The organism is Deinococcus cellulosilyticus NBRC 106333 = KACC 11606 (genome assembly GCF_007990775.1).
GTDB classification, from domain to species: Bacteria; Deinococcota; Deinococci; order Deinococcales; family Deinococcaceae; genus Deinococcus_C; species Deinococcus_C cellulosilyticus.
The window spans coordinates 129278-149347 of sequence record NZ_BJXB01000008.1 but is presented as its reverse complement, the minus strand read 5'-3'; the positions used below and the strand labels follow the sequence as shown (position 1 = coordinate 149347).

22 protein-coding genes are annotated in these 20070 nt (G+C 56.5%); 17 read left to right on the top strand and 5 right to left on the bottom strand.

The genetic code is table 11. From position 1 onward, the window contains the following. Positions 1–2: 2 nt before the first annotated feature. Positions 3–887, bottom strand: a complete 885-nt coding sequence (gene rocF / locus DC3_RS10785; protein ID WP_146884371.1) for an arginase — start codon at positions 885–887, stop codon at positions 3–5. Positions 888–1040: 153 nt separating this feature from the next. Here rocF and DC3_RS10780 point away from each other — a divergent pair, with 153 nt between their 5' ends. The 10 genes from DC3_RS10780 to DC3_RS10735 all read left to right on the top strand — a co-directional run bounded on the left by DC3_RS10780 (position 1041) and on the right by DC3_RS10735 (position 7477). Further along, positions 1041–1622, top strand: coding sequence for a YceD family protein (locus tag DC3_RS10780; RefSeq protein ID WP_186815964.1), 582 nt, complete (start codon positions 1041–1043; stop codon positions 1620–1622). After that, positions 1615–2079 carry a cyclic pyranopterin monophosphate synthase MoaC gene (moaC, locus tag DC3_RS10775; protein WP_146884369.1) on the top strand — a complete coding sequence of 155 codons (465 nt, stop codon included), beginning with the start codon at positions 1615–1617 and terminating at the stop codon, positions 2077–2079. Before DC3_RS10780 ends, moaC begins: the two co-directional genes overlap by 8 nt. A 1-nt stretch (position 2080) precedes the next feature. Then, on the top strand, positions 2081–2962 hold the full coding sequence (locus DC3_RS10770) for a hypothetical protein (protein WP_146884368.1): 882 nt from the start codon (positions 2081–2083) through the stop codon (positions 2960–2962). 11 nt (positions 2963–2973) lie between these two features. Continuing rightward, the gene (locus DC3_RS10765) at positions 2974–3339 is read left to right on the top strand and encodes a hypothetical protein (protein ID WP_146884367.1); all 366 of its coding nucleotides are present in this window, start codon (positions 2974–2976) and stop codon (positions 3337–3339) included. A gap of 77 nt (positions 3340–3416) precedes the next feature. Further along, positions 3417–3599 (top strand): 50S ribosomal protein L32, encoded by a 183-nt coding sequence (rpmF, locus tag DC3_RS10760; protein ID WP_146884366.1) that lies wholly within the window; start codon positions 3417–3419, stop codon positions 3597–3599. 95 nt (positions 3600–3694) lie between these two features. Further along, entirely contained in the window at positions 3695–4321 is a 627-nt protein-coding gene (locus tag DC3_RS10755; protein WP_186815963.1) for an MOSC domain-containing protein, read from the top strand. 179 nt (positions 4322–4500) lie between these two features. Next, on the top strand, positions 4501–5478 hold the full coding sequence (locus DC3_RS10750) for a beta-ketoacyl-ACP synthase III (RefSeq protein WP_146884364.1): 978 nt from the start codon (positions 4501–4503) through the stop codon (positions 5476–5478). After that, positions 5475–6392: an ACP S-malonyltransferase gene (gene fabD / locus DC3_RS10745; protein WP_146884363.1), complete on the top strand. Its 918-nt coding sequence runs from the start codon at positions 5475–5477 to the stop codon at positions 6390–6392. The genes DC3_RS10750 and fabD overlap by 4 nt, the downstream gene beginning before the upstream one ends. After that, positions 6389–7123: a 3-oxoacyl-[acyl-carrier-protein] reductase gene (gene fabG, locus DC3_RS10740; protein ID WP_146884362.1), complete on the top strand. Its 735-nt coding sequence runs from the start codon at positions 6389–6391 to the stop codon at positions 7121–7123. Before fabD ends, fabG begins: the two co-directional genes overlap by 4 nt. A gap of 123 nt (positions 7124–7246) precedes the next feature. Next, positions 7247–7477, top strand: a complete 231-nt coding sequence (locus DC3_RS10735) for an acyl carrier protein (RefSeq protein WP_146884361.1) — start codon at positions 7247–7249, stop codon at positions 7475–7477. 57 nt (positions 7478–7534) lie between these two features. Here DC3_RS10735 and ftsH read toward each other — a convergent pair whose 3' ends face one another. Continuing rightward, entirely contained in the window at positions 7535–9364 is a 1830-nt protein-coding gene (gene ftsH / locus DC3_RS10730; RefSeq protein WP_146884360.1) for an ATP-dependent zinc metalloprotease FtsH, read from the bottom strand. Between the two features lie 265 nt (positions 9365–9629). Between ftsH and DC3_RS10725 the strand changes: the two genes are divergently transcribed. Together DC3_RS10725 and DC3_RS10720 are read left to right on the top strand one after the other, a co-directional pair. Further along, positions 9630–10691: a GGDEF domain-containing protein gene (locus DC3_RS10725; RefSeq protein WP_146884359.1), complete on the top strand. Its 1062-nt coding sequence runs from the start codon at positions 9630–9632 to the stop codon at positions 10689–10691. A gap of 95 nt (positions 10692–10786) precedes the next feature. After that, positions 10787–11296: a DUF4384 domain-containing protein gene (locus tag DC3_RS10720; RefSeq protein ID WP_146884358.1), complete on the top strand. Its 510-nt coding sequence runs from the start codon at positions 10787–10789 to the stop codon at positions 11294–11296. Positions 11297–11353: 57 nt separating this feature from the next. Here the strand turns inward: DC3_RS10720 and DC3_RS10715 are convergent, their stop codons facing one another. Together DC3_RS10715 and DC3_RS10710 are read right to left on the bottom strand one after the other, a co-directional pair. After that, complete coding sequence (locus DC3_RS10715) at positions 11354–12664, bottom strand: aminotransferase class I/II-fold pyridoxal phosphate-dependent enzyme (RefSeq protein WP_146884357.1); 1311 nt, start codon at positions 12662–12664, stop codon at positions 11354–11356. A gap of 264 nt (positions 12665–12928) precedes the next feature. Further along, positions 12929–14494, bottom strand: coding sequence for an SWIM zinc finger family protein (locus DC3_RS10710; protein ID WP_146884356.1), 1566 nt, complete (start codon positions 14492–14494; stop codon positions 12929–12931). Between the two features lie 172 nt (positions 14495–14666). Between DC3_RS10710 and DC3_RS10705 the strand changes: the two genes are divergently transcribed. From DC3_RS10705 to DC3_RS10685, 5 genes are all read left to right on the top strand, one after another. After that, positions 14667–14993, top strand: a complete 327-nt coding sequence (locus tag DC3_RS10705) for a nucleotide pyrophosphohydrolase (RefSeq protein WP_146884355.1) — start codon at positions 14667–14669, stop codon at positions 14991–14993. Beyond that, complete coding sequence (locus DC3_RS10700; RefSeq protein WP_146884354.1) at positions 14990–15892, top strand: carbohydrate kinase family protein; 903 nt, start codon at positions 14990–14992, stop codon at positions 15890–15892. The genes DC3_RS10705 and DC3_RS10700 overlap by 4 nt, the downstream gene beginning before the upstream one ends. A 65-nt stretch (positions 15893–15957) precedes the next feature. Next, entirely contained in the window at positions 15958–16479 is a 522-nt protein-coding gene (locus DC3_RS10695) for a GNAT family N-acetyltransferase (RefSeq protein WP_146884353.1), read from the top strand. 60 nt (positions 16480–16539) lie between these two features. Next, a complete protein-coding gene (locus tag DC3_RS10690) occupies positions 16540–17118 on the top strand; it encodes a TetR/AcrR family transcriptional regulator (protein ID WP_146884352.1) in 579 nt (192 codons plus the stop codon). Next, entirely contained in the window at positions 17115–17855 is a 741-nt protein-coding gene (locus tag DC3_RS10685) for a DUF4386 domain-containing protein (protein WP_146884351.1), read from the top strand. The genes DC3_RS10690 and DC3_RS10685 overlap by 4 nt, the downstream gene beginning before the upstream one ends. A gap of 50 nt (positions 17856–17905) precedes the next feature. On the opposite strand, the gene DC3_RS10680 is transcribed toward DC3_RS10685, so the two are convergent. Further along, a complete protein-coding gene (locus DC3_RS10680) occupies positions 17906–20062 on the bottom strand; it encodes a hypothetical protein (RefSeq protein WP_146884350.1) in 2157 nt (718 codons plus the stop codon). Positions 20063–20070: the final 8 nt, after the last annotated feature.

Here is a 20070-nt window from a genome sequence, read left to right as displayed (position 1 = left end):
TCTTACAAAATCCGTTTCCCGAGCAAACTCCCGGCCATTTCCACCATCACCTGTGCAGTGCGGTTCTTTTCATCCAGAATGGGGTTCACTTCCACGATGTCCATGCTGGTGACCTTTCCACTGTCTGCGAAGAGTTCCATCAGCAGGTGGGCTTCGCGGTAGGTCAGGCCACCTTCCACAGGTGTGCCCACGCCAGGGGCCAGGGTGGGGTCCAGACCGTCGGCATCAAAAGACACGTGAATGCGGTTCAGGTGCCCGAGTTTCTTCATGGTCTCTGCAGCAATTCTGGAGATGCCTTTTTCGTCCACCTCGCGCATGGTGTAGACGGTGATGCCGTGTTCCTTGATCAGGCGGCGTTCTTCAATGTCCACGCTGCGGATGCCGATCATCACGATGTCTTCCGGGCGAATCTGCCACTCTCCGGCGATGGAAAGCAGTTTCTCGTGCCCGATGCCGCACAGGTGGGCCACAGGCATGCCGTGAATGTTCCCGGTGGGACTGGTTTCGGGGGTGTTGAAGTCGGTGTGTGCATCCACCCAGATCAGGCCTGTGCGTTCCCCTCTGGCGCAACCGGCCACGGTTCCCATGCTGACCGAATGGTCGCCGCCCATGCAGATGGGGAAGACCCCTTCGGGGAGTTGCATCAGGGTGTCGTAGGTGCGTTTGCAGGCGTCATAGATGGGGTCCAGGAAGACCATGCCAGACTGTTCCAGCACATTGAAGGTGTCAGCGATTTCCACTGCGATGTTGCCAAGGTCGGTCACCGAGTGCCCGAGGTCCTGCAGGTGCTGTTTGATGCGTGCGTTTCTGAGGGCACTGGCCCCCATGTCGACGCCCCGGCGTCCTGCGCCGAGGTCCATTGGGATTCCGAGAATGGCCACTTCCATGCAACCGAGTCTAACATGCAAAATCCAGTATTCACAACGACTGAAACAATATTTTTCAAATCAGCTGAAAACAGCCTCAAAATGTATATTCATTTGCATATTCATAATGATTTGACCCACAAGGGTCAAAAAGCATACACTTATATGATGTCTGTGAATCGCGCTAATCCCGCCATTCGCCTGTCCCGCATCCTGAGTATCCCTGGAGAAGAGGTCACCGACTCTGGAACATTTGAGTCTCTGATTTACGAACAGAGTGGCGAACAAGCCACCTTGAATGTGCAAGACGGGCGCTACAAAGTCACCGCAAGCAACGTTGGAGAAGACCGTTTCTGGCTTTCCGGTACCGTGGAAGCCACCCTCTTTCAGGAATGCGCCCGCTGCCTCAGGCCCACACCCGTACCGGTGAAGGTCACGCTGGGCATCCTGATGGAATACAGCCCCAAAGTGGAAACCCCCTACCTCGACGAGGGAGAGGCCGGAGAGGAAGTCATCAAGTTTGGTGATCCCATTTTCGACCTCGGGGACATCTTTGTGGAAAACCTGCTGATCAACGTGCCTTTCGTGGTTCTGCACGACGAGAACTGCAAGGGCCTGTGCCCGATCTGCGGCATCGATCTCAACCCTGACAGTGGTCAGACCTGCCCCTTTGAGAACTGCCCCAGGGTGGCCCAGGAAAAAGACAGCAAAAATCCCTTTGATGCTCTGAAAAACCTGGACCTCCCCGATGAGTGAACTGACCCACTTTGAAAACGGTGCGCCCAACATGGTCGATGTGGCCGCAAAGCCCATCACCACCCGCACCGCAATGGCAGAAGCCATCATCATGCTGCCCGAGCCTGCAAAGCAGGCACTGGCCAACAATCCCAAGGGCGACCCGCTGATGGTCGCCCAGCTTGCTGGAATCATGGGGGCGAAAAAAACCAGCGACCTGATCCCGCTGTGTCACCCTCTTGCCCTGAAAAAAGTCGGTGTGGAGATCGAGCCCCACGAACTGGGCCTCAGGGTCACCGCCACCGTGAAAACCGAGGGGCAGACCGGGGTGGAAATGGAAGCCCTGACGGCGGCCAGCGTTGCTGCCCTGACCGTGTACGACATGCTGAAAGCGGCCAGCAAAGGGATCGAGATCCGCACCATTCGCCTGCTCTCCAAGACCGGAGGCAAGAGCGGCGATTATCACGCAGAGGAGTAACGTGAAAGCAGCACTGTTAGACACCTTCCAAAAAGACAGCCTGGCCTTCTGGAATGCCTTCTTCAGGGAACTGGACCTGGAAATGGTCCGCCCCAGAAACACGGATCAGGAAGCCCTGGACCTGGGACGGGAAAGCCTCCCGAGTGAACCCCGCCACGTCCAGTTCGCTGTGGGCCGCCTGATTGATTTCCACATGCAGGGGGCCACCGTGATCGTGCCCCGGCCTGCAGAAGTGATCGGGGACAAAATCGATGCCAACCCCTGGCTGACCGAGTTCCCCCTGGTGGTCAATTACCGCCTGAGCCTCCCCAGACCCGAACAGGTCCTGACTTATGGGGAAGAGGAGATCCAGCGCACTGCCCTCACCGTGGGCACGCAGCTCACCAGCAACCCCCAGAAGGTGCGTCTGGCCTGGGAGCGCCACAAACCCCTGCTGAAAACCCGCCGCAAAGATCTGGTGACAGACCTCGCAGGATACCGCAGTGTTGCCGTGATTGCTCCCCGTTACCTGCTGCAACAGGACATCCACGTTGCCCCGGTGCTGGAGATGTTCAAGGAGTACGGCCTGAACCCTGTGCTTTCCAGCGATCTGGACCGCAACGAAGCCATGGGCCGCCACTCCCGCATTGATGTGAAGGTCAGCACCGACATCGAACAGGAACTCGCTGGAGCCCTGAGCCTGCTGGACGGCAAAGGATTCACCCAGGGTGTGATCTTCCTGGTTCCCGAGCGTTCTGATGCCCACCAGAAGTTCGTGAAAGACCTGGTCAAAAAGACCCGCAAGCCTTCACTGGTCCTCACCTTGCAGGACACCCCCGAGATTGCAGATGCTGCCCAGGTCCGTGCGTTTTCCGAGAGACTTGGACAGTACAATGAGGCTTAAGAGGGAACAGCATGGATAAAATTCTCGGTGCACCACTGGCTTTCTGGAACTGGCTCAACACCAAAGACCCCCGCCCGGGTCTCAACAAAGACAAAATCATTCGCCTGCTGGTCAAGGCCTTCATGTTCGCCATGGTCATCAACCTTGTGGTGGTTGGCCTTGCTGCCCTGAAAGTGCCCTACATGAACACCTTCTGGGGCCAGACCCTGGTGATGCTGCTCGTGTACATCCCCTTCCTGCGCTGGTTCATGCTCGACATGACCCCTGCGCCTGCTGCAGCAAGAAAAGGCAGTGCCACAGACAGCAAAAAGTTCAAGAAGGTGGACAAAAAACGAAAGTTCGCTGGTGTGAAGGGCAAAGGGCCACGGTTGAGATAATCTCACACACTTCAAAATTTTTTTGCTATACTTTCATTTGCTGCCTTTTAAGGCTCTAGTCTCAAGGAGAAACGCTCATGGCTAAACACCCCGTACCCAAGAAGAAAACTTCTAAATCCAAACGCGACATGCGCCGCAGCCACCACGCCCTGGTGGTCCCCAACCTGGTGGAGTGCCCCAACTGCCACGCCAAGAAACTCCAGCACCACGTGTGCAACGAGTGTGGTTACTACGACGGCAAACAGGTCCTGAGCGTCTAATTTGACCTCGCCTGATTAGTCCCCGAGCGGTTCTCGCTTGGGGATGATTTTTTTTGCTGATGCGCTGCCTGCGGGGTGCAGGCATAATGGTCCCTATGATTTTGCAGACCCTCAGCATTGGACAGGCACAGGAGCACCCGTATCAGTCAGGGCTGGTCAGCAGTGCCATCGTGAAATCCTCCACCTCCGAGCCCTTGCAGCTCACCCTGACCGGTCTGGTGGGAGACCAGCAGGCAGACCTCAGGTACCACGGAGGACCAGACAAGGCCATCTGTGTGTATCCAGCAGAGCACTATGCGTTCTGGAAGGAAAAGCTGGGTCGTGAATTGCCTGTGCCGGGTTTCGGAGAGAATTTCACCACCCTGGGCCTCCTCGAAGCTGAAGTGTGCATCGGAGACGTGTATCAGGTTGGAGAGGTGCGGGTACAGGTGACCCAGCCCAGACAGCCCTGTTTCAAGCTTGCCATGCGTCACGGCATCAAGGATCTGGCTGTGCAGGTCACCGAGAGTGGCTTCACAGGGTTCTACCTGCGTGTGCTTCAGGAAGGCACTGTGCAGGCTGGAGATGCCATCACCCTGCTGGAAAAAGGCAGAATCACCATCACCGAGACCAATCGGGTGATCCATGTGGACAGAAACGACCGGGCAGCCATCGAACAGCTTTTGCTGGAGGACGCACTGGCTGCCACCTTGCGAGATGGACTGCAAAAACGTCTGCAGTGAAATCAGGATGGCTCCATCCCTCTGAAGCTGAGGAAGCTCAGGTTTCGCAGGGGCCTTCTGCTGCTGGAGGCGGATCTCTTTTCCTCTGTCCTCAACACAACTGTGCTCCCTTGAGGGTCCCAGAAAATGCAACGCAATAAATTGACCGACTGGTCAGTTTATGATAGTGTGCGGTCACCATGAACGCAGGCATTACCGCACTCGGCACTTATGTTCCAGAAAAGGTGGTCACCAACGCTGACCTTGAACAGCGCCTGGACACCAGTGATGAATGGATTCAGACCCGCACGGGCATCCAGCAAAGACACTTCGCAGCAGATGGAGAGTTCTGCTCCACCCTTGCCATCCGGGCGGTGGAAAACCTGCAGGCCCGCTATGGCAAGGGTGTTCTGGATGGTGTGGACCTCGTGATCGTCGCGACCGCCACTCCGGACGCCATGTTCCCTGCCACGGCCTCTCTGGTGCAGGCCCACTTTGGCCTGAAAGCCGGAGCGTTTGACCTGCTGGCTGCATGTCCTGGCTGGCTCTATGCGATTTCCGCAGCCCAGGCTTACGTGGCCTCAGGCACCTGCAAAAAGGTGCTGGCCATCGGGGCAGAGACCTTATCGAGGGTCATCAACTGGGATGACCGTGCCACCGCTGTGCTCTTCGGAGATGGTGCTGGAGCAGCCATCATTGAACCGGTCAAAGACGGTTATGGCTTCAAGAGCTTCGTGCTTGGCTCAGATGGCATGGGTGCAGACCACCTGCACATGAAGGCCTTCGCAGACTGCCTGCCCAGCGGGGCAAAAATGACCCGCAAGCTGTTCATGAATGGCCGCGAAGTCTTCAAATTTGCCGTACGTGTGATGGACAGCGCAAGCCTGGAGGCCATTCAGAAAGCAGGGCTGAAACCCGAAAACATCAGCCTGTTTGTGCCCCACCAGGCCAATGCCCGCATCATCGACTCGGCCCGTGAACGCCTGAAACTGCCCCACGAGCGTGTGGTGGTCACCGTGCAGGATTACGGCAACAACAGCGCAGCCAGTGTCCCCCTTGCCCTGCAACGTGCCCTGGACGAAGGACGCGTTCACGATGGAGACAACCTGCTCTTTGTGGCCTTTGGAGCCGGACTGTCATGGGCAGCCTGTGTGCTCACCTGGGGAGGAAAACAATGATTGTTGCTTTATTTCCTGGACAGAACAGCCATGCTGTGGGCATGGGAACCGCCATGCGGGATGCTTACGGGGTCTCAAAAGCCGTTTTTGAAACTGCAGATCAAGCACTCCCTGGCATCACCAACGTCATGGCCGAAGGTCCCCTTGAGGACCTGACCCTCACCGCCAACCAGCAACCCGCACTGGTGACCGCCTCCATTGCTGCCTACCGCGCATGGCAGGAAGCCACCGGCCTGAAACCTGCCTACGCGGTGGGTCACTCCCTGGGTGAATTCTCCGCCCATGTGGCCGCAGGAACCCTGGACCTTTTTGATGCCATTCAACTGGTTCACAAGCGCGGAACCTACATGCAAGAAGCTGTTCCCGTTGGGCTTGGAGCCATGGCCGCCGTGATGGGGGAGGACATTGCCACCATCACCCAGGTCTGCAAAGACACCCCCGGTGTGGTGGAGGTGGCCAACTTCAACGCCCCCACCCAGACCGTGATTTCTGGTGAGGCCAATGCCGTGCAGGCCGCCAGTGCAGAACTGAAAAGCAAAGGCTTCAAAGTGATCCCCCTCAAAGTCTCTGCCCCCTTCCATTGCAGCCTGATGCAATCTGCCAGAGAGAAACTGGAACATGACCTGCAGGCCATCCAATATGGCGAAATGCAGTTCCCGGTGATTGCCAACTACACCGCTCAGGAAGTGCAGACCCCTGAAGAGGTCGCTGCCCTGCTCTCTGCACAGGTGACCGGCAGCGTTCGATTCGTGGAGAGCATTTTTAAACTGCGTGACCTTGGCGTCACCGAGTTTGTGGAATTCGGCAGCGGAACCGTGCTGACCGGTCTCCTCAAACGCATCCTTCCCGAAGCGAAAAGCTTTAATATTCACACCCCAGAAGACATTCAGAAATACCTGGAGGCCCATCAATGAGAGTCGCACTTGTCACCGGGTCCAGCCGTGGTCTGGGCAAGGCCATCGCACTGGAACTCGCTCAAAAAGGATTCAAGGTTGCTGTACACTACTCCGGTTCACAGGCTGCTGCAGAATCCGTCGCAGAAGAAATCCGCCAGAATGGAGGAGAGGCCCAGACCTTCCAGGCTGACCTCTCTGACAGAGCCGCCGCCATCAGGCTGGTGGACACCGTTGCAGAAGCGCTGGGTGGCCTGGATGTGCTGGTCAACAACGCAGGCATCACCCGCGATGGCCTCTTGATCCGCATGAAAGACCAGGACTGGGAAGACGTCATCCAGACCAACCTCAGTGCCTCCTTCTACACCACCCGCGCCGCCATCAAACGCATGATGAAAGCCCGCTATGGCCGCATCATCAACCTTTCCAGTGTGGTCGGCCTGATGGGCAACCCCGGACAGGCCAACTATGTGGCCTCAAAAGCAGGGGTGATTGGCCTGACCAAGGCTGTCGCCAAGGAATACGGCGGAAGGGGCATCACCGTCAACGCTGTGGCCCCTGGCTTCATCGAGTCCGACATGACCGCCAAGCTGCCTGAAAATGTCCAGCAGGATTACCTGAAACAGATTCCCGCAGGCCGCTTCGGACAGCCTTCAGAAGTCGCCAAACTGGTGGCTTTCCTGGCCTCTGAAGACGCTGGATACATCAATGGACAGATCATCGAGATCAACGGTGGCATGCATTCCCACTGAGCCCCCACCGACAGTCCTGCAGAACTGTCGGGAAAAGCACCTGTCAGACACCTGAAGTTTGATAGAGTCTAACGCAAATCAGATTTTTTGGTGTAAACTACCCCAAGAAATACGGAGGAAAACATGAGCGTGTTCGAACAAGTCAAAGAAGTGATTGTGGATAAAATCGGCGTGGACGCCGACAAAGTGACCCTCGAAGCCAGCTTCCAGGACGACCTGGGCGCCGACTCCCTCGAAATTGTGGAACTGATCATGGGTCTCGAAGACAAATTCGGTGTGACCATCGCCGATGAAGACGCTGAGAAGATCCGCACTGTGCAGGACGCAGTGAGCTTCATCGAAGCCAACAAATAAACCTTACAAATGAAAGCCTCCCCAGATCGGGGAGGCTTTCATTTGGCTCTGGGTGATTCAATTGGTTGCAGGCTTGGTGAGGTTCGGGGCCTGAGGGGGCGTGCTGTCCGACTCATCCTGATCGGGAAGCTGTCCACCTTTGAGGAGGATGCGGAACTCCTCACCCGACAGCGTTTCCCTGGTCATCAGCGTTTCCACCACCGTATGGATGACCGGTTTATACTCTTCCAGAATGCTTTTCACCTTGGTGTACTGTTCGTCGATGATGCGCTTGATCTCATTGTCGATGAGTTCAGCGGTCTCCTGGCTGTAATTTCGGGCGTCCTGATAGCCCCCGAGGTAGGTTTCGTTCTCCACCTGATGGGCAATCTTCCCGAGCAAGGGACTCATCCCCCATTCGGTGACCATCTTCCGGGCGATGTTCGTCGCCTTCTGGAAGTCACTTGATGCCCCCGTGGTGATCTCTCCGAAAATGATCTCCTCTGCCACCTGTCCAGCGAGCGCAACAGCGATCATGTCTTCCAGGACCCCCTGCGAGTAGTGCATGCGGTCTTCGGGCATCGGCATCATGTACCCCGCAGCTCGTCCACGAGGCACAATGGTCAGTTTATGGACCCGGTCTGCATTTGGGAGTTTCTCTGCGGCCAGTGCATGTCCCACTTCGTGGTAAGCCGTCACTTTCTTGTCTTTATCGGAAATGACTCGGGATTTTCTTGCAGGTCCCATCACCACCCGATCCGCAGCCTCATCGATGTCCTTCATGTTGATCCGTTTGCGTCCTGCACGAGCGGTGATCAGAGCAGCTTCGTTGAGCAGGTTCTCCAGATCCGCTCCGACCATCCCGGGGGTGCGGGTCGCCACCACATGCAGATCCACACTGGGGTCCAGCGGTTTCTTGCGGGCGTGAATGCGAAGGATCTGCTCTCTGCCCTTCACATCGGGAGCATCGACGACCACTTGACGGTCAAAACGACCAGGACGCAGCAGAGCATTGTCCAGCACGTCAGGACGGTTGGTGGCGGCCAGGATGATGATGTCGTGCTTGCTCTCAAAGCCATCCATCTCCACGAGGAGCTGGTTGAGGGTTTGCTCTCTTTCGTCGTTGCCCCCACCGACGTTGAGTCCTCTTTTGCGGCCCACGGCGTCAATTTCGTCGATGAAAACGATGCAGGGGGCGGCTTTCTTGGCCTGCTCGAAGAGGTCTCTGACGCGGGCAGCACCGACTCCGACAAACATTTCCACGAAGTCAGAGCCACTGATCGAGAAGAAGGGCACTCTGGCTTCGCCTGCAACAGCTTTTGCCAATAACGTCTTGCCGCTACCGGGAGGACCCACCAACAAAATGCCGTGGGGGATGCGCGCCCCGAGGGCGTGGAAGCGTTCGGGGTTCCTTAAAAACTCGACGACTTCCTGGAGTTCGTATTTGGCTTCTTCGCAGCCGGCCACGTCACTGAAGGTCAGTTTGATCGAGCCTTCCGTCAAAACATGTGCTCTCGACTTGCTGAACTGGGCAGCCCCACTGGAACCTCCCGAGACATTGCTTCGAAAGGAACGCCAGATCAGGAACATGAAGCCGATGCCAACCAGAAAGGGGAGCCACTGCAACAGAGACACCCAGAAGTCCCCTTTGACCCCTGAGCGTACGGTGAGTTCAGCATTGCTTTTGCGCACAAGTTGCACGAAATCAGAACTGGTGGGCACCACTGTCACCATTGAGCGTCGGCCTGCCGTTTTGAATTGCACCTCGGCATTGCCTGCGGCATCGATGACCACCTGCCGAACGGCACCTTTTTCCAGGTCATGGACCAGATCACTGTAACTGTAACCCTGGGCGAGTGCTGCCCCCAGGCTGCCGATGACCAGCCACAACATCAGTGTTTTACGCATGGAATCAACCTTACCCAGCTTTCCCCCTGGAAGCCCTGAGGTGTCAAAAGATTTTCTTCTGCCAGGGAACCAGATACTTCATGCTAACATCCCTGCCTCCTGGGGATGTAAACCTGCTTACTTTACCTCGATGCTGTGATGAACGGTGTTTTTCAATGCTCTTGACGGACGCTCATGAGAAATTCTGCTTCATGCCATCCATCTGCACAGGGGAAAGACCTTGAAAAGGTCAGGGTTGTGCCACAATACAAAAAAGGGAGAGGGCATGTTCGATGCAGCAGTGATCCGCAGGCGAATTTATTTCTTGCTGAGTGTCCTGGTGATGATTGGGGGCATTCTGGGTGCCCTGACTTTTCAGCTGTCCATCGAGGTGCAGAATGTCACCCAGACGGTGCTGGGGGTTTTTTCTGCAGGAATGCTGTTGCTGTTGCTGCAGAGAAAGGTCCCTCTGCAGGTGATCGAATGGCTCAGTCTGGGCATGTACATGGCCTTCTGGGTGTTTCGTTTTGCGGTGGAGATCGTCAGTCCGCATTACCGGATGGGTGCTTTCCCACTGCACTCAGATACGGGTCTGACGGTGCTTGTGCTGCTGACCTTCATCTCCCTGCCCACCTTTTCAGCCATGCGGGTCACGCAGGTGCTCTATCTGGTGTTCATTTTTTTCCCCTGGCTGGTGCTGGCCGTCTTGCCTGAGCGTCGGCTGGACTGGGTGTTCGATGATTTTTTCCGGGTGCAGTTGATCACCACAGGCATGGTGGGCCTGGTTTATGTGCTGGGGGTTTACAAGGAGCAGTGGGTGAGGGAACAGGAACGCAGCCACTGGTTGCACCAGATTGCCTCCACTGACCTCTTGACCGGAGCCCTCAATCGACGCAGGCTCTACGAGGTGATGGAGGGTCATCTTGAGGGGTCGCAGTTCAGTGTGATTCTCTTTGATCTGGATCACTTCAAACGCATCAACGATCGGTACGGCCATGCCACCGGAGATGCTGTGCTCAGGAAAGCCACAGAAGCAGCCCGTGATGTTCTGCGCCCGTCTGATCACATTGGACGGTGGGGTGGCGAGGAGTTTCTGGTGGTGTTGCCCTCCACAACCCTGCAAGAAGCCCTGGAATTGGCAGAACACATGCGCACCCGTTTTCTGGAGAGTGCTGTGCATGAATTGCCGGGTTTCAGTGCCAGTTTCGGGGTGGCCGAGCACATGCCTCAGGAAACCCATGATGCAATGGTTCACCGTGCCGATCAGGCGCTCTATCAGGCCAAGGCCTGTGGGCGGAATTGCGTGGTGCCATTTGGGGAACATGTTCAGCTGTCTGGAACAGGATAAAAGCAGCTGAATCCTCCTCTCAGATGAGAAAAACCTGAAGTGCCTCTTCAGCAGAGGTGCATGTTAAATCAGGCCTCCGCTTCTAGACTGAGAGCATGAAAACGCGTCTGATGCTTGCTGCTTTGATGCTGCTGGGTGCGGGTTCCCTGAGCGCCTGCACGGTGCGGGTGACCGCCCCTTCCGCCACCATCAGTTTTGAGACCGCCAATTACATCAACTCCTTCGAGCCCGACCGTGGGACCAACAGCACCTATTACGTGGGTGAGCAGGTCCGCTTCCGCCTCAACACCAACCGCGCAGGTTACGTGACAGTGGTGGCCCTCAACCCTGATGGGTACAGCAACATTCTGGCCTACAACCTGTATGTGCGGGGTGGAACCACCCTCATCGACGGTGGTCCCAGCAATTACTTTGAAGTGGCCCCTCCCAGAGGCTACCAGCGGGTGAGAGCCATTTTCACCACCCAACCCCAGAACAGCTATGCCCGGGGTTCCATCCAGGGCCGCTATGAGGGAGGACAGTGGGACGCCCAGGTTCGCCTGTACCTGCAACCTGCCCCTGCCCAGAACCGCGACGTGGTGGAAACTGGATTCTGGATTCGTTGAGGTTTACAGCAAAAGAACAGGAGGCCAATGCCTCCTGTTCTTTTTTATCAGGTGGGATCAGGCTTCTACAGCCTGAACTTCCTTCACAGCCTGGTAGATGCTGTCGTAGATTTCCTGCAGGTTTTCTTCTTCCACGCAGGAGAAAGCCACACGCAGGTCGGTTTCACCCAGCGCGATGGTCCCGATCTGGTGTTTTTCGAGCAGTTGCTGGCGCACACTTTCTGCCGTGGTGCCCTTGATCTTCAGGCACATGAAGTACCCGGAGTTGAAGGGGTAGTAATCGAAGGCATCGGTGTATTTTCCGCTGTCCAGGATTTCTTTGACCTTGTTGGCGCGGGCCTTCATGATCTCGAACTTCTGCACCCGCTGGGCCTCGAACTGGGGGTCTTTCAGGGCTTGCAGCAGGAAGGTCTGGCTGGGGTGGGGACCACTGGAGATGGTCGCACGGATGATGCCCATGGTTTTCTGCTCCAGTGCGGTCAGCACAGCAGCGGATTCGCTGGCGTAGGTCACGAAGCCCACACGGAAGCCCCACACGTACTCTTCTTTGGTGGCCCCGTCGATCTTCACAGGGAGGATTCTGGGGTGCAGTCCGGCGAGCAGGCCGAACAGGGACTCATGCATGGAGTCCTCAAAGAACAGGCTGAAGTATGCGTCGTCGGTGGCGACCACCACGTTGATGCCAGCCTCTGCAGCTTTGACCAGGGCATCGATGATGGTCTGGCCTTCCTGCTGGGTGGGGGTGTAGCCCGTGGGGTTGTTGGGGAAGTTGAGGAGCACCACGGCGCTCTTCTTGCCTTGCTCTTTGGCATCGAGCAGGGCTTCCAGCAGGGCTTCGCTGTTGAAGAGGCCACTGTCGTTGTAGAGGGGAAAATACACCATCTCTGCACCACGACGGATGGCAAAAGTCAGTTCGTAGTTCTCCCAGTTCTTGTCAGGAACAATCACAGGCGTGCCTGCGTCTGCAAACAGGTCGGCCACGATGCTGATCCCGTGGGTCAGGGCGTTGGTGACGATGGGGTTGCCGTAGTTCTTGCCCTTCAAGCTGGGGTTGTCCAGCACCATCTTCTCGCGCCATGCGGTGCGCAGTTCAGGCTTCCCTGCAGGAGGGGCATAAGGATACAGGTCCTTGGGCGCGTAAGCAGAGAGGTTGCGCTGCAGCACTTCGAGGTGCATGGGCACGCCCTTCTCGACAGCAATCCCGATGGTGGCATTGAACTTCTTGGCCTTCTGTCCAGCTTCGGCCGACTGGGAGAGGATGCCCTCCTTGGGAAAGTAAATCTGTTTCCCGAGTTCGGAGAGCATCTCCAGAACGTAAGGGTTTTCTTTCTGAATCTGGTCATTCAGTTGTTTCGCTAAAGGGTTCATGGTCTTCATTGTCCTACCTTTCGGGGTGAAGGGGGGAGCAGGTTGCTTAGAGGATGCTTGAAATCCCAGTTGACAGTTTACAGGCTGGCAGGGTAAAGGCTGCCAGAAAAAGCATCCTTAAGCTGCTGAATCGAATGGCTTCAGGTGTGATCAGCAGAATGTTTTCTCTGATTTGAACTGTCAGAATGAAGGTTGAAGTTCCTCTGCCAGTACCATCACGAATGTTCAAAGCAGCCAGCGAATGGATGGCTCAGGTTTCCAAAATTAACCCTGTTCCTGAAGACGGGCTTTCAGGGATTTGAACTCATCTTGCAGGGCAGGACGCTTGCGGTATCTGTCCAGCAATGCCAGCAACCAGGGTTTGAAGATTTCTGGAGCTTCCAGATCCTGGTATTCTCTGGCCCACAGGGCTGCAGCCTGATAGATGGAGCGGCTGGAGGTTTCCTCCAGGCTTTTCTCGATGTGCCGTTTCAACAGGGTTTTGACTTCCAGAGGCAACAGGTGTTTCAATCGCACAGCATGTTCTGGATTGGGATGGCTCTTGAGCAGTGCCTTCAGGCCAGCAAGGTCCTGATCCCATTGCAGCATGTCCAGCTTGGCACTGATGTTCCAGACCTTTTTCAGCAAAGCGTCGCGCTCCTCGGTAAACTCAGGCCAGCGGGCCAGGGCTCGGTAGGCATCCAGATTCTGCTGGTAGAAAAACAGGGCCTTTTCCCATTCAAAAGCAGGCCGGTGATGGTGCAGCAATTCCAGCATGGCCTGAAGGTGAGGGTCCAGATGCTGGATCTGGTGTCTCCTGACGTGCTCCCGTACGCTGGTTTCAGCGTGGTCCAGGGCTTCTGGAAGTCGGTTTTGTTCGACCAGAAATTCCACCAGTTCATGGTGGTTGTAAGGGCTGGAAAGGTTCTGGCGCAAGAGGGCCTCAAACTCCTCAGGGGTGCCCATTCGTTTGATGATGGCCTTCATGTATTCATCTTCCCTGTAGCTGCCCTGAACCCGTTTCGTGATCCAGGCGCGGCCATTGGGCAGTTGGGCTGCCAGATGGAGCAGGCCACCAAATGCTGCTGCATTGTTTTCGAAGAAGTCTTCCAGTTGTTCCAGGGCTTTTTCGGTCTGCCCGAGTTCCACCTGAGCTTCAGCCCAGTGGGTCAGCAGGATCTCGGTCCAGTCGCCCACCCGGTCTTCCCAGTGGGCGTCTCCCGCTTCACTGTAAGCATCATAGGTTTCCCAGTCGGGTTCATAGGTCTTCAGCCTGAGCACCATGTCCCAGGCCCACCCGGCCCTTTTTTCTGGAGGCAACGCTGACAGTTCTGCAAAAGCTTCTTCGCCCAGACTGCCCAGCAGCTCAATGTTCTGCTCAGCCCGAACAGCCTCCTGCAACCTGTCCAGGGCAGTGTAACGTTTCACCACAGGCTCAGCATGCCGGAAATACTTCATCAGCAAACGCCGCACCTTGGGAATTTCAGCGAGTTCCAGCAACAACTCCTGGGCGGTGGACAGATCCAGGTTTGCAACGTGGTCTTCAAGAGACAACTCAGGTTCCTGATCGCCATCATCGTACCCCTCAACGACCAGGAGCAGAGCGGCCACATGTTTGCACGGCTGCACTTCTGCTGGACAGGTGCAGGAGAAACGCCCATTGGATTCCACGCTCATCGTGTAATATTTGCCCTCACTTCCCATCACGTTGCCCATGATGGTGTGCCTGCTGAGCTCGATCAGTTCCAGATCACCCTTGTGCAGGATGGCTCTGGCTTTCTGTAGCGTCTTGTCCGAAAAAGCCTGACAGAAATCCGAATACCTTGGAGGAAAGGTGCTGAATTTGAACATTTGTTTTCAGTTTATTGGGGAACAGAAGACTTTGCCATGTTGTGAGCCCTGATTCACTGAAGGGAGCCGAGAGAGCCAGGGTTTTGTGTGGTTCTGGGCATTGCAACACAAACCAGTCTGGAGCCTTCTGCCTTCTGCCTTCTGCTTTCAGCTCTCCGCTTAAACTGAAACCATGTCCCTCACTTTCAAAGAAGCCAGTGAACGCGTGGACCGTTTCATCGGTCAATTCAAAGAAGGTTATTTTCCGCCCCTCTTGAACCTTGCCCGCATGACCGAGGAGGTCGGGGAGATTGCCCGGGTGATTTCGCACCAGAATGGCAAGAAACCCAAGCCAGGGGAGGAGGTCGGCGATCTGGAGATGGAGCTTGCGGATTTGATGTTCGTGATCATCTGCATGGCGAACGGTCAAGGTTTAGACCTCGAAAAGGGCTTCAACCGAATGATGGATAAAGTGGAAGGCAGAGACCAAGACCGCTGGACCAAGAAGGAGAATTCATGACCCTTGCTCGATTTGTCAGTGCTGGTGAAGCGTTAACGGACCTCATTCAGGTGGAGCCTGGAGTCTGGCACTCCAAGGCCGGAGGGGCAGGCTGGAATGTGGCCCGTGTGGTGGCCCGACTCGGCCTTCCTGCAGCTTTTGCTGGAGGCATCTCTCAGGATGATTTTGGAGAAGATCTGTACCAGAAAAGTGAGGCGGGTGGTCTGGACCTGCGTTACCTGCAGCGCCATCCGAAAGCCCCTCTGCTGGCAATGGTGCCTGAAACCAACCCTCCCAGGTATTTTTTTGTGGGGAACGACAGTGCAGATCTGTCGTTCGATCCTCACCTGCTTCCCGAAGGCTGGTGGGATGCGGTGGCAACCTTGCACTTTGGGGGCATCTCCCTGACCCGGGACCCCCTGAAGACCACGCTGGTGAAACTGGCCGAGCAGGCCCGGGAGCTCGGGAAATTCATCAGTTTTGACCCGAATTACCGCATCACCATGACTGCCGCCTACCGTCCCACGTTTCAGCGCATGGTGGAACTCAGCAACCTGATCAAGGTGTCCGATGAGGATTTGCTTGGCCTCCTGCCAGAATGCAGCGAAGAAGAAGCCCTGAACCAGATTCGGGCCTGGAACGCAGAAGCCTGGATCATGCTGACCCAGGGAGCGAAGGGGGCCATCCTGATGACCCCAGAAGGTGAAATCTTTGAGCCTGCCTTCAAGATCACCGTGGCAGACACCGTGGGGGCCGGAGATGCCAGCATCGGTGCCCTGAACTTTTCCCTGATGACCCACAAGGACTGGGGGATCGAGGGCCACCTGAGATATGCCCTGGCAGCAGCAGCAGTGAATTGCACCAAAGCAGGAGCTTATGCTCCCACCAGAGCAGAAATTGAAGCCCTGCTGGAACAGTGATTTTCAGGTTTTCCCCTGGCTCCCTCAGATTTGAGGGGGCCTTTTTTTGGGTACACTGCTTGCTGATGACCGTCAAGATTCAACCCCTCACCCAGGAGGACCTGGGCATCCTGTGGGAACTGTCCACCCACCACACCGAATGGAAGAAGTTCGATGCCCCTTATTTTGAGGATGGCGACTTCAGCAAAAATGCGTTTCTGGAAACGTTCAGGCTGGCTGCAGAGCATGAACGCTGGAAGGGCATCTGGATTGATGGTGTCCTGTCTGGTCTGGTGTCCTATTATTTCGATGATGGGCGTCTGAAGCGCTGGATTGAAATGGGCATCGTGATTTATGACGAGCGTCTCTGGAGCAGAGGTTATGGCCGTGAAGCCCTGAAACTGTGGACCACTGAGCTTTTTGAACGTTTTGATCTGCCCCGTCTTGGCCTGACCACCTGGTCGGGGAACCCGAGGATGGTTCGTGCTGCCCGGAAAGTGGGTTTTCAACTGGAAGGCCAGATCCGCAAGGTGCGTTTCTGGCAGGGGGAGTATTACGATTCTGTGCGTCTGGGGGTGTTGCGGGAGGAGTGGTTTTCCAGGGATTGAAAGCCTCTTGATCTTTTAGAGTATTTGCTCTAAATTAGAGTAAATACTCTAAGGAGGACCATGGGCAACCAGTCTCGCATCCTGCAATCCGCACGCACCCTGTTCAACGAAAAAGGCACGCACAGTGTGACCACCAACCACATTGCCCAGCACGCCTCCATCAGTCCAGGGAACCTGTATTACCACTTCAAGAACAAAGAAGCCATCATCCGGGCACTCTTTCAGGAACTCCAGGGCCACTGGGATGAGATCTACCGATTGCCTGCAGAGCCCACCTTTGCGGACATCAACACCATGCTTGTCCGCAACTACCAGATGCTCTGGGAGTACCGGTTCTTCTACCGGGAAACCCTGTCGCTGTTGCAGCAGGACCCGGAACTTGAGCAGCACTACAGGCAGGTCCGGGCCAGGGGTCAGCAGGACTTTCATGCCCTGTGCGACATGCTGATCGAAAAAGGACTCATGCACTCCCTGCCGCCTGAGCGCATCACCATGCTTGCCGAAGCCTGCTGGATGATCACCGACTTCTGGCCGACCCACCTGGAACTCAGTGGACGGACCCTCTCACAGGACACCATCGAGCAGGGCATCGGGCTCATGTGGATGGTGCTTGAACCCCACCTGAAAGGACAGCCATGACCACCCTTGTTGCAGAACAGAATCCCACCCAGGAAAAACAGACCCGCAGATGGGTGGGCATTGAGTTCCTGATCGGGGCCATGGCCATCAACATTCCCTACATGCTGCTGATTCAGAATTTCAATTACCCGGACATCCTCAGAGAAAGCCCGGAGCAGATCCTGAGCAGCTACCATGCCCTGGGAAGTTCAGGCATCCTCACCTGGATGGCTTTCGCCTGGCTCGGGTTTCCCATGTTGCTGGCCATGATCGGTCTGCATGGCCTCTTGAAAACCACCTGTCACCCCCTGCTGTACCATGCCACTGCGTTTGGGATTCTGGCCGCTTTGCTGCAGATGGTGGGTCTGCTGCGCTGGGTCTTCGTGAATCCCGTTTTGGCCGACCTTTACGTGTCTGCTGGAGCCACCGAAAGCACCCGTGCAGCCCTTACAGTGGTCTTTCAGGCCATCCACCAGTACGGAGGCGTTCTGCTTGGGGAGCACCTCGGTCAGGTGTTCACAGTGCTGTGGATGTGGACCCTCAGCCTGATCCTGCTGCAGACGGGCCTCTTCCCACGCTGGCTTGGGATGCTTGGCTTTGTGGCCGGAGGGGTGTACCTGCTGGCCCAGCTTGAACTTCTGCACACCGTGATCCCCGCTGTCCCTGTCTGGGAACCCGCAGGCCTGATTGGAAGCCTGATGTGGCTGATCTGGGTGGTGCTGCTGGGCATTCAACTGCTCAGACCTGCTGCAAAATGAACGCCACTAGAAACGCCCCGGAATGTTCCGGGGCGTTTTGATGGTGAGATTTACGCTGCTTTCAGGTGGGTCACGTTCGTCTTGCGAACATAATTCAGCAACACGCCCAGACCATAGCACCCTCCGGCAAACCAGGTCACGGTTGCCACAGCAGGGAAGGTGAGCAGCACCAGATAAACCGCCAGACCGATCAACGCGAAAGTCACGGGGTGGCTCTGTTTGCGCAGGCGTACTGTGACAGCAGCACCCAGCAGCAGCAGACTGATGCTCAGACCGGCAGTGAGGGCCACCAGCAGGGCGATGCTCAGGCCCAGCAGCACACCATTGCCCACCAGATTCGACACCAGCAGCACAGGCAGGGTCAGCAGGAAGGCCACATAACCGAGGGCCAGATTGCGGTTCGGTTCCCGCAGGGACTGGCGCACCAGGGCCGTGCCATGCCCGGACTGGTAGACCAGCAAGGTGAAGATGCACAGGAACGCAAAGTAGAAGGCAGGCCAGTATTCGGACTTCATCAGGTCCATCAGGGGCACGAAAGCCGAGGCCACGCCCACCGAGGGCAGCACGGTTTTCTGCAGGGGCAGTTCACCGTTCACGCGACCCAGGATGGCAGTGGGGGCCACGCTGGCCTCTACACCAGGGTCTGCTTTCACATCCCCAAGCAAACTCACCGTGCGTCCATCCACCTTCGCGCCCTGAACCAGCGTGATGTCCCCACCCAGGGCCACCACGTCACCAGTGACGTGACCACGCACGACCACATCGCCACCGACCCGCACCACACTTGCCACTTCCTGCTGTGGGGTCACCGTGGCAGGACCGAAAGCGCTCTGCACGTTGGGATATACGGCAAGCATGGCAATGGTGAATGCTGCGTAGGTGATCTGGGGGGTGAATTTGACCTTGCTGAAGAGCCCGAACAGGCTGATCACGGCCAGAATGACCATCACCCCGATGGCTGGAGCAGAGATGTTGCTGGCGAGATCCAGCAGCACACTCACCCCCACCTGCACGTTGGGGAACACAAAGCTGAACAGGGCAAAAGCTGCAGCCAGCAAGGCCATGCCCACCAGATACAGCGGGGCAGGATTGTGGGTCTCCTGCGCATGGGCATCCCGGACAATTCGACTGGCGACATGGGCAGCAAAACCCTCTGGAGCCTGCACCACAGGCAGAGATTTCAGAACAGCAGACGTTTCCTGCTCGCTTCTGGCTTCCATGTGTTGCAGGGTCCGGTTTGCAAAACCTGCAGGAACTTTGACCTTCAGGTCGGAGAGTTCTTCTTTGAGGGCAGCCTCCTGAATGCGCTGGGCCATCGCCTGACTGAAGCCCTGTGGCGCTTTCATTTCCGGAAGGTTCTGCAGGGCCTGTTGCATTTCCTGCTCGCTGCGGGTCTGGATGTGTTGCAGCACCTGACCTGCAAAGCCCCCGGGAGCCTGCACCTTCAGCTGTTGCAGGTTTTCAGTGAGCACATCGTCCTGAATGCGCTCCACAATGCGGGAAGCAAACCCCTCAGGAGCCTTCACCTTCAGCTGCCGGAGGTTCTCCGATAAAAGGTCCTCCTGGATGCGTTCCACAATGCGGGAAGCGAAGCCCTCGGGAGCCTTGACTTTCAGGTGTTGCAGGTTTTGAGTCAGCACATCGTCCTGAATCCGTTCCACAATCCGGGAAGCGAAACCCTCAGGTGCTCTGACTTTCAGGTGTTGCAGATTTTCGTTCAGCCTGTCCTCCTGAATGCGTTCCACAATGCGGGAGGCCAGTCCCTGTGGGGCCTGCACTTTCAGCTGTTGCATTTGCCCACGGAACTGGTCTTCCTGAATGCGCGCCACCATCAGCGAAGCGAACCCCTGGGGCGCCTTCAGGGCAGGCAGGCTGCTGAGGATCTGTTGGGCTTCAAAATCTTCCATGATTCGCTCGGGGAGGGTATAAGTGGGAGGAAGGTACTGGCGGGTGAAACTGCTTGCCGTGGTCAGCACATCTTCGACGTTCAGGGTGTTCAGAAAGATGCTGTGAAAGAGGTCGGAATGAATCCGCTCCTCCATGAATTCGGTCAGCCATGCAGGCACATGCAAGACGGGCAGGCGGTCAAGGGCCTCCTGCACTTCGAAGAGCTCCTTGAAGCGTGCAAAGAACCCCTCTGGTGGCGGGCTGCCGAAATCCAGAGCGTTCAGGAGTTGTTCTTCGTGGGCGTTTAAGGGCTTGTCCATGCCAACCT

Bases quoted from the DNA above. Each gene is read 5' to 3' on its own strand.
- DC3_RS10750 (WP_146884364.1), top strand. From the start codon at position 4,501: ATGAACGCAGGCATTACCGCACTCGGCACTTATGTTCCAGAAAAGGTG.
- DC3_RS10685 (WP_146884351.1), top strand. From the start codon at position 17,115: ATGACCACCCTTGTTGCAGAACAGAATCCCACCCAGGAAAAACAGACC.
- DC3_RS10720 (WP_146884358.1), top strand. From the start codon at position 10,787: ATGAAAACGCGTCTGATGCTTGCTGCTTTGATGCTGCTGGGTGCGGGT.
- DC3_RS10690 (WP_146884352.1), top strand. From the start codon at position 16,540: ATGGGCAACCAGTCTCGCATCCTGCAATCCGCACGCACCCTGTTCAAC.
- rpmF (WP_146884366.1), top strand. From the start codon at position 3,417: ATGGCTAAACACCCCGTACCCAAGAAGAAAACTTCTAAATCCAAACGC.
- DC3_RS10725 (WP_146884359.1), top strand. From the start codon at position 9,630: ATGTTCGATGCAGCAGTGATCCGCAGGCGAATTTATTTCTTGCTGAGT.
- DC3_RS10705 (WP_146884355.1), top strand. From the start codon at position 14,667: ATGTCCCTCACTTTCAAAGAAGCCAGTGAACGCGTGGACCGTTTCATC.
- DC3_RS10735 (WP_146884361.1), top strand. From the start codon at position 7,247: ATGAGCGTGTTCGAACAAGTCAAAGAAGTGATTGTGGATAAAATCGGC.
- DC3_RS10710 (WP_146884356.1), bottom strand. From the start codon at position 14,494: ATGTTCAAATTCAGCACCTTTCCTCCAAGGTATTCGGATTTCTGTCAG.
- DC3_RS10765 (WP_146884367.1), top strand. From the start codon at position 2,974: ATGGATAAAATTCTCGGTGCACCACTGGCTTTCTGGAACTGGCTCAAC.
- DC3_RS10700 (WP_146884354.1), top strand. From the start codon at position 14,990: ATGACCCTTGCTCGATTTGTCAGTGCTGGTGAAGCGTTAACGGACCTC.
- DC3_RS10715 (WP_146884357.1), bottom strand. From the start codon at position 12,664: ATGAACCCTTTAGCGAAACAACTGAATGACCAGATTCAGAAAGAAAAC.
- rocF (WP_146884371.1), bottom strand. From the start codon at position 887: ATGGAAGTGGCCATTCTCGGAATCCCAATGGACCTCGGCGCAGGACGC.
- moaC (WP_146884369.1), top strand. From the start codon at position 1,615: ATGAGTGAACTGACCCACTTTGAAAACGGTGCGCCCAACATGGTCGAT.
- fabG (WP_146884362.1), top strand. From the start codon at position 6,389: ATGAGAGTCGCACTTGTCACCGGGTCCAGCCGTGGTCTGGGCAAGGCC.
- DC3_RS10695 (WP_146884353.1), top strand. From the start codon at position 15,958: ATGACCGTCAAGATTCAACCCCTCACCCAGGAGGACCTGGGCATCCTG.
- DC3_RS10680 (WP_146884350.1), bottom strand. From the start codon at position 20,062: ATGGACAAGCCCTTAAACGCCCACGAAGAACAACTCCTGAACGCTCTG.
- DC3_RS10755 (WP_186815963.1), top strand. From the start codon at position 3,695: ATGATTTTGCAGACCCTCAGCATTGGACAGGCACAGGAGCACCCGTAT.
- ftsH (WP_146884360.1), bottom strand. From the start codon at position 9,364: ATGCGTAAAACACTGATGTTGTGGCTGGTCATCGGCAGCCTGGGGGCA.
- fabD (WP_146884363.1), top strand. From the start codon at position 5,475: ATGATTGTTGCTTTATTTCCTGGACAGAACAGCCATGCTGTGGGCATG.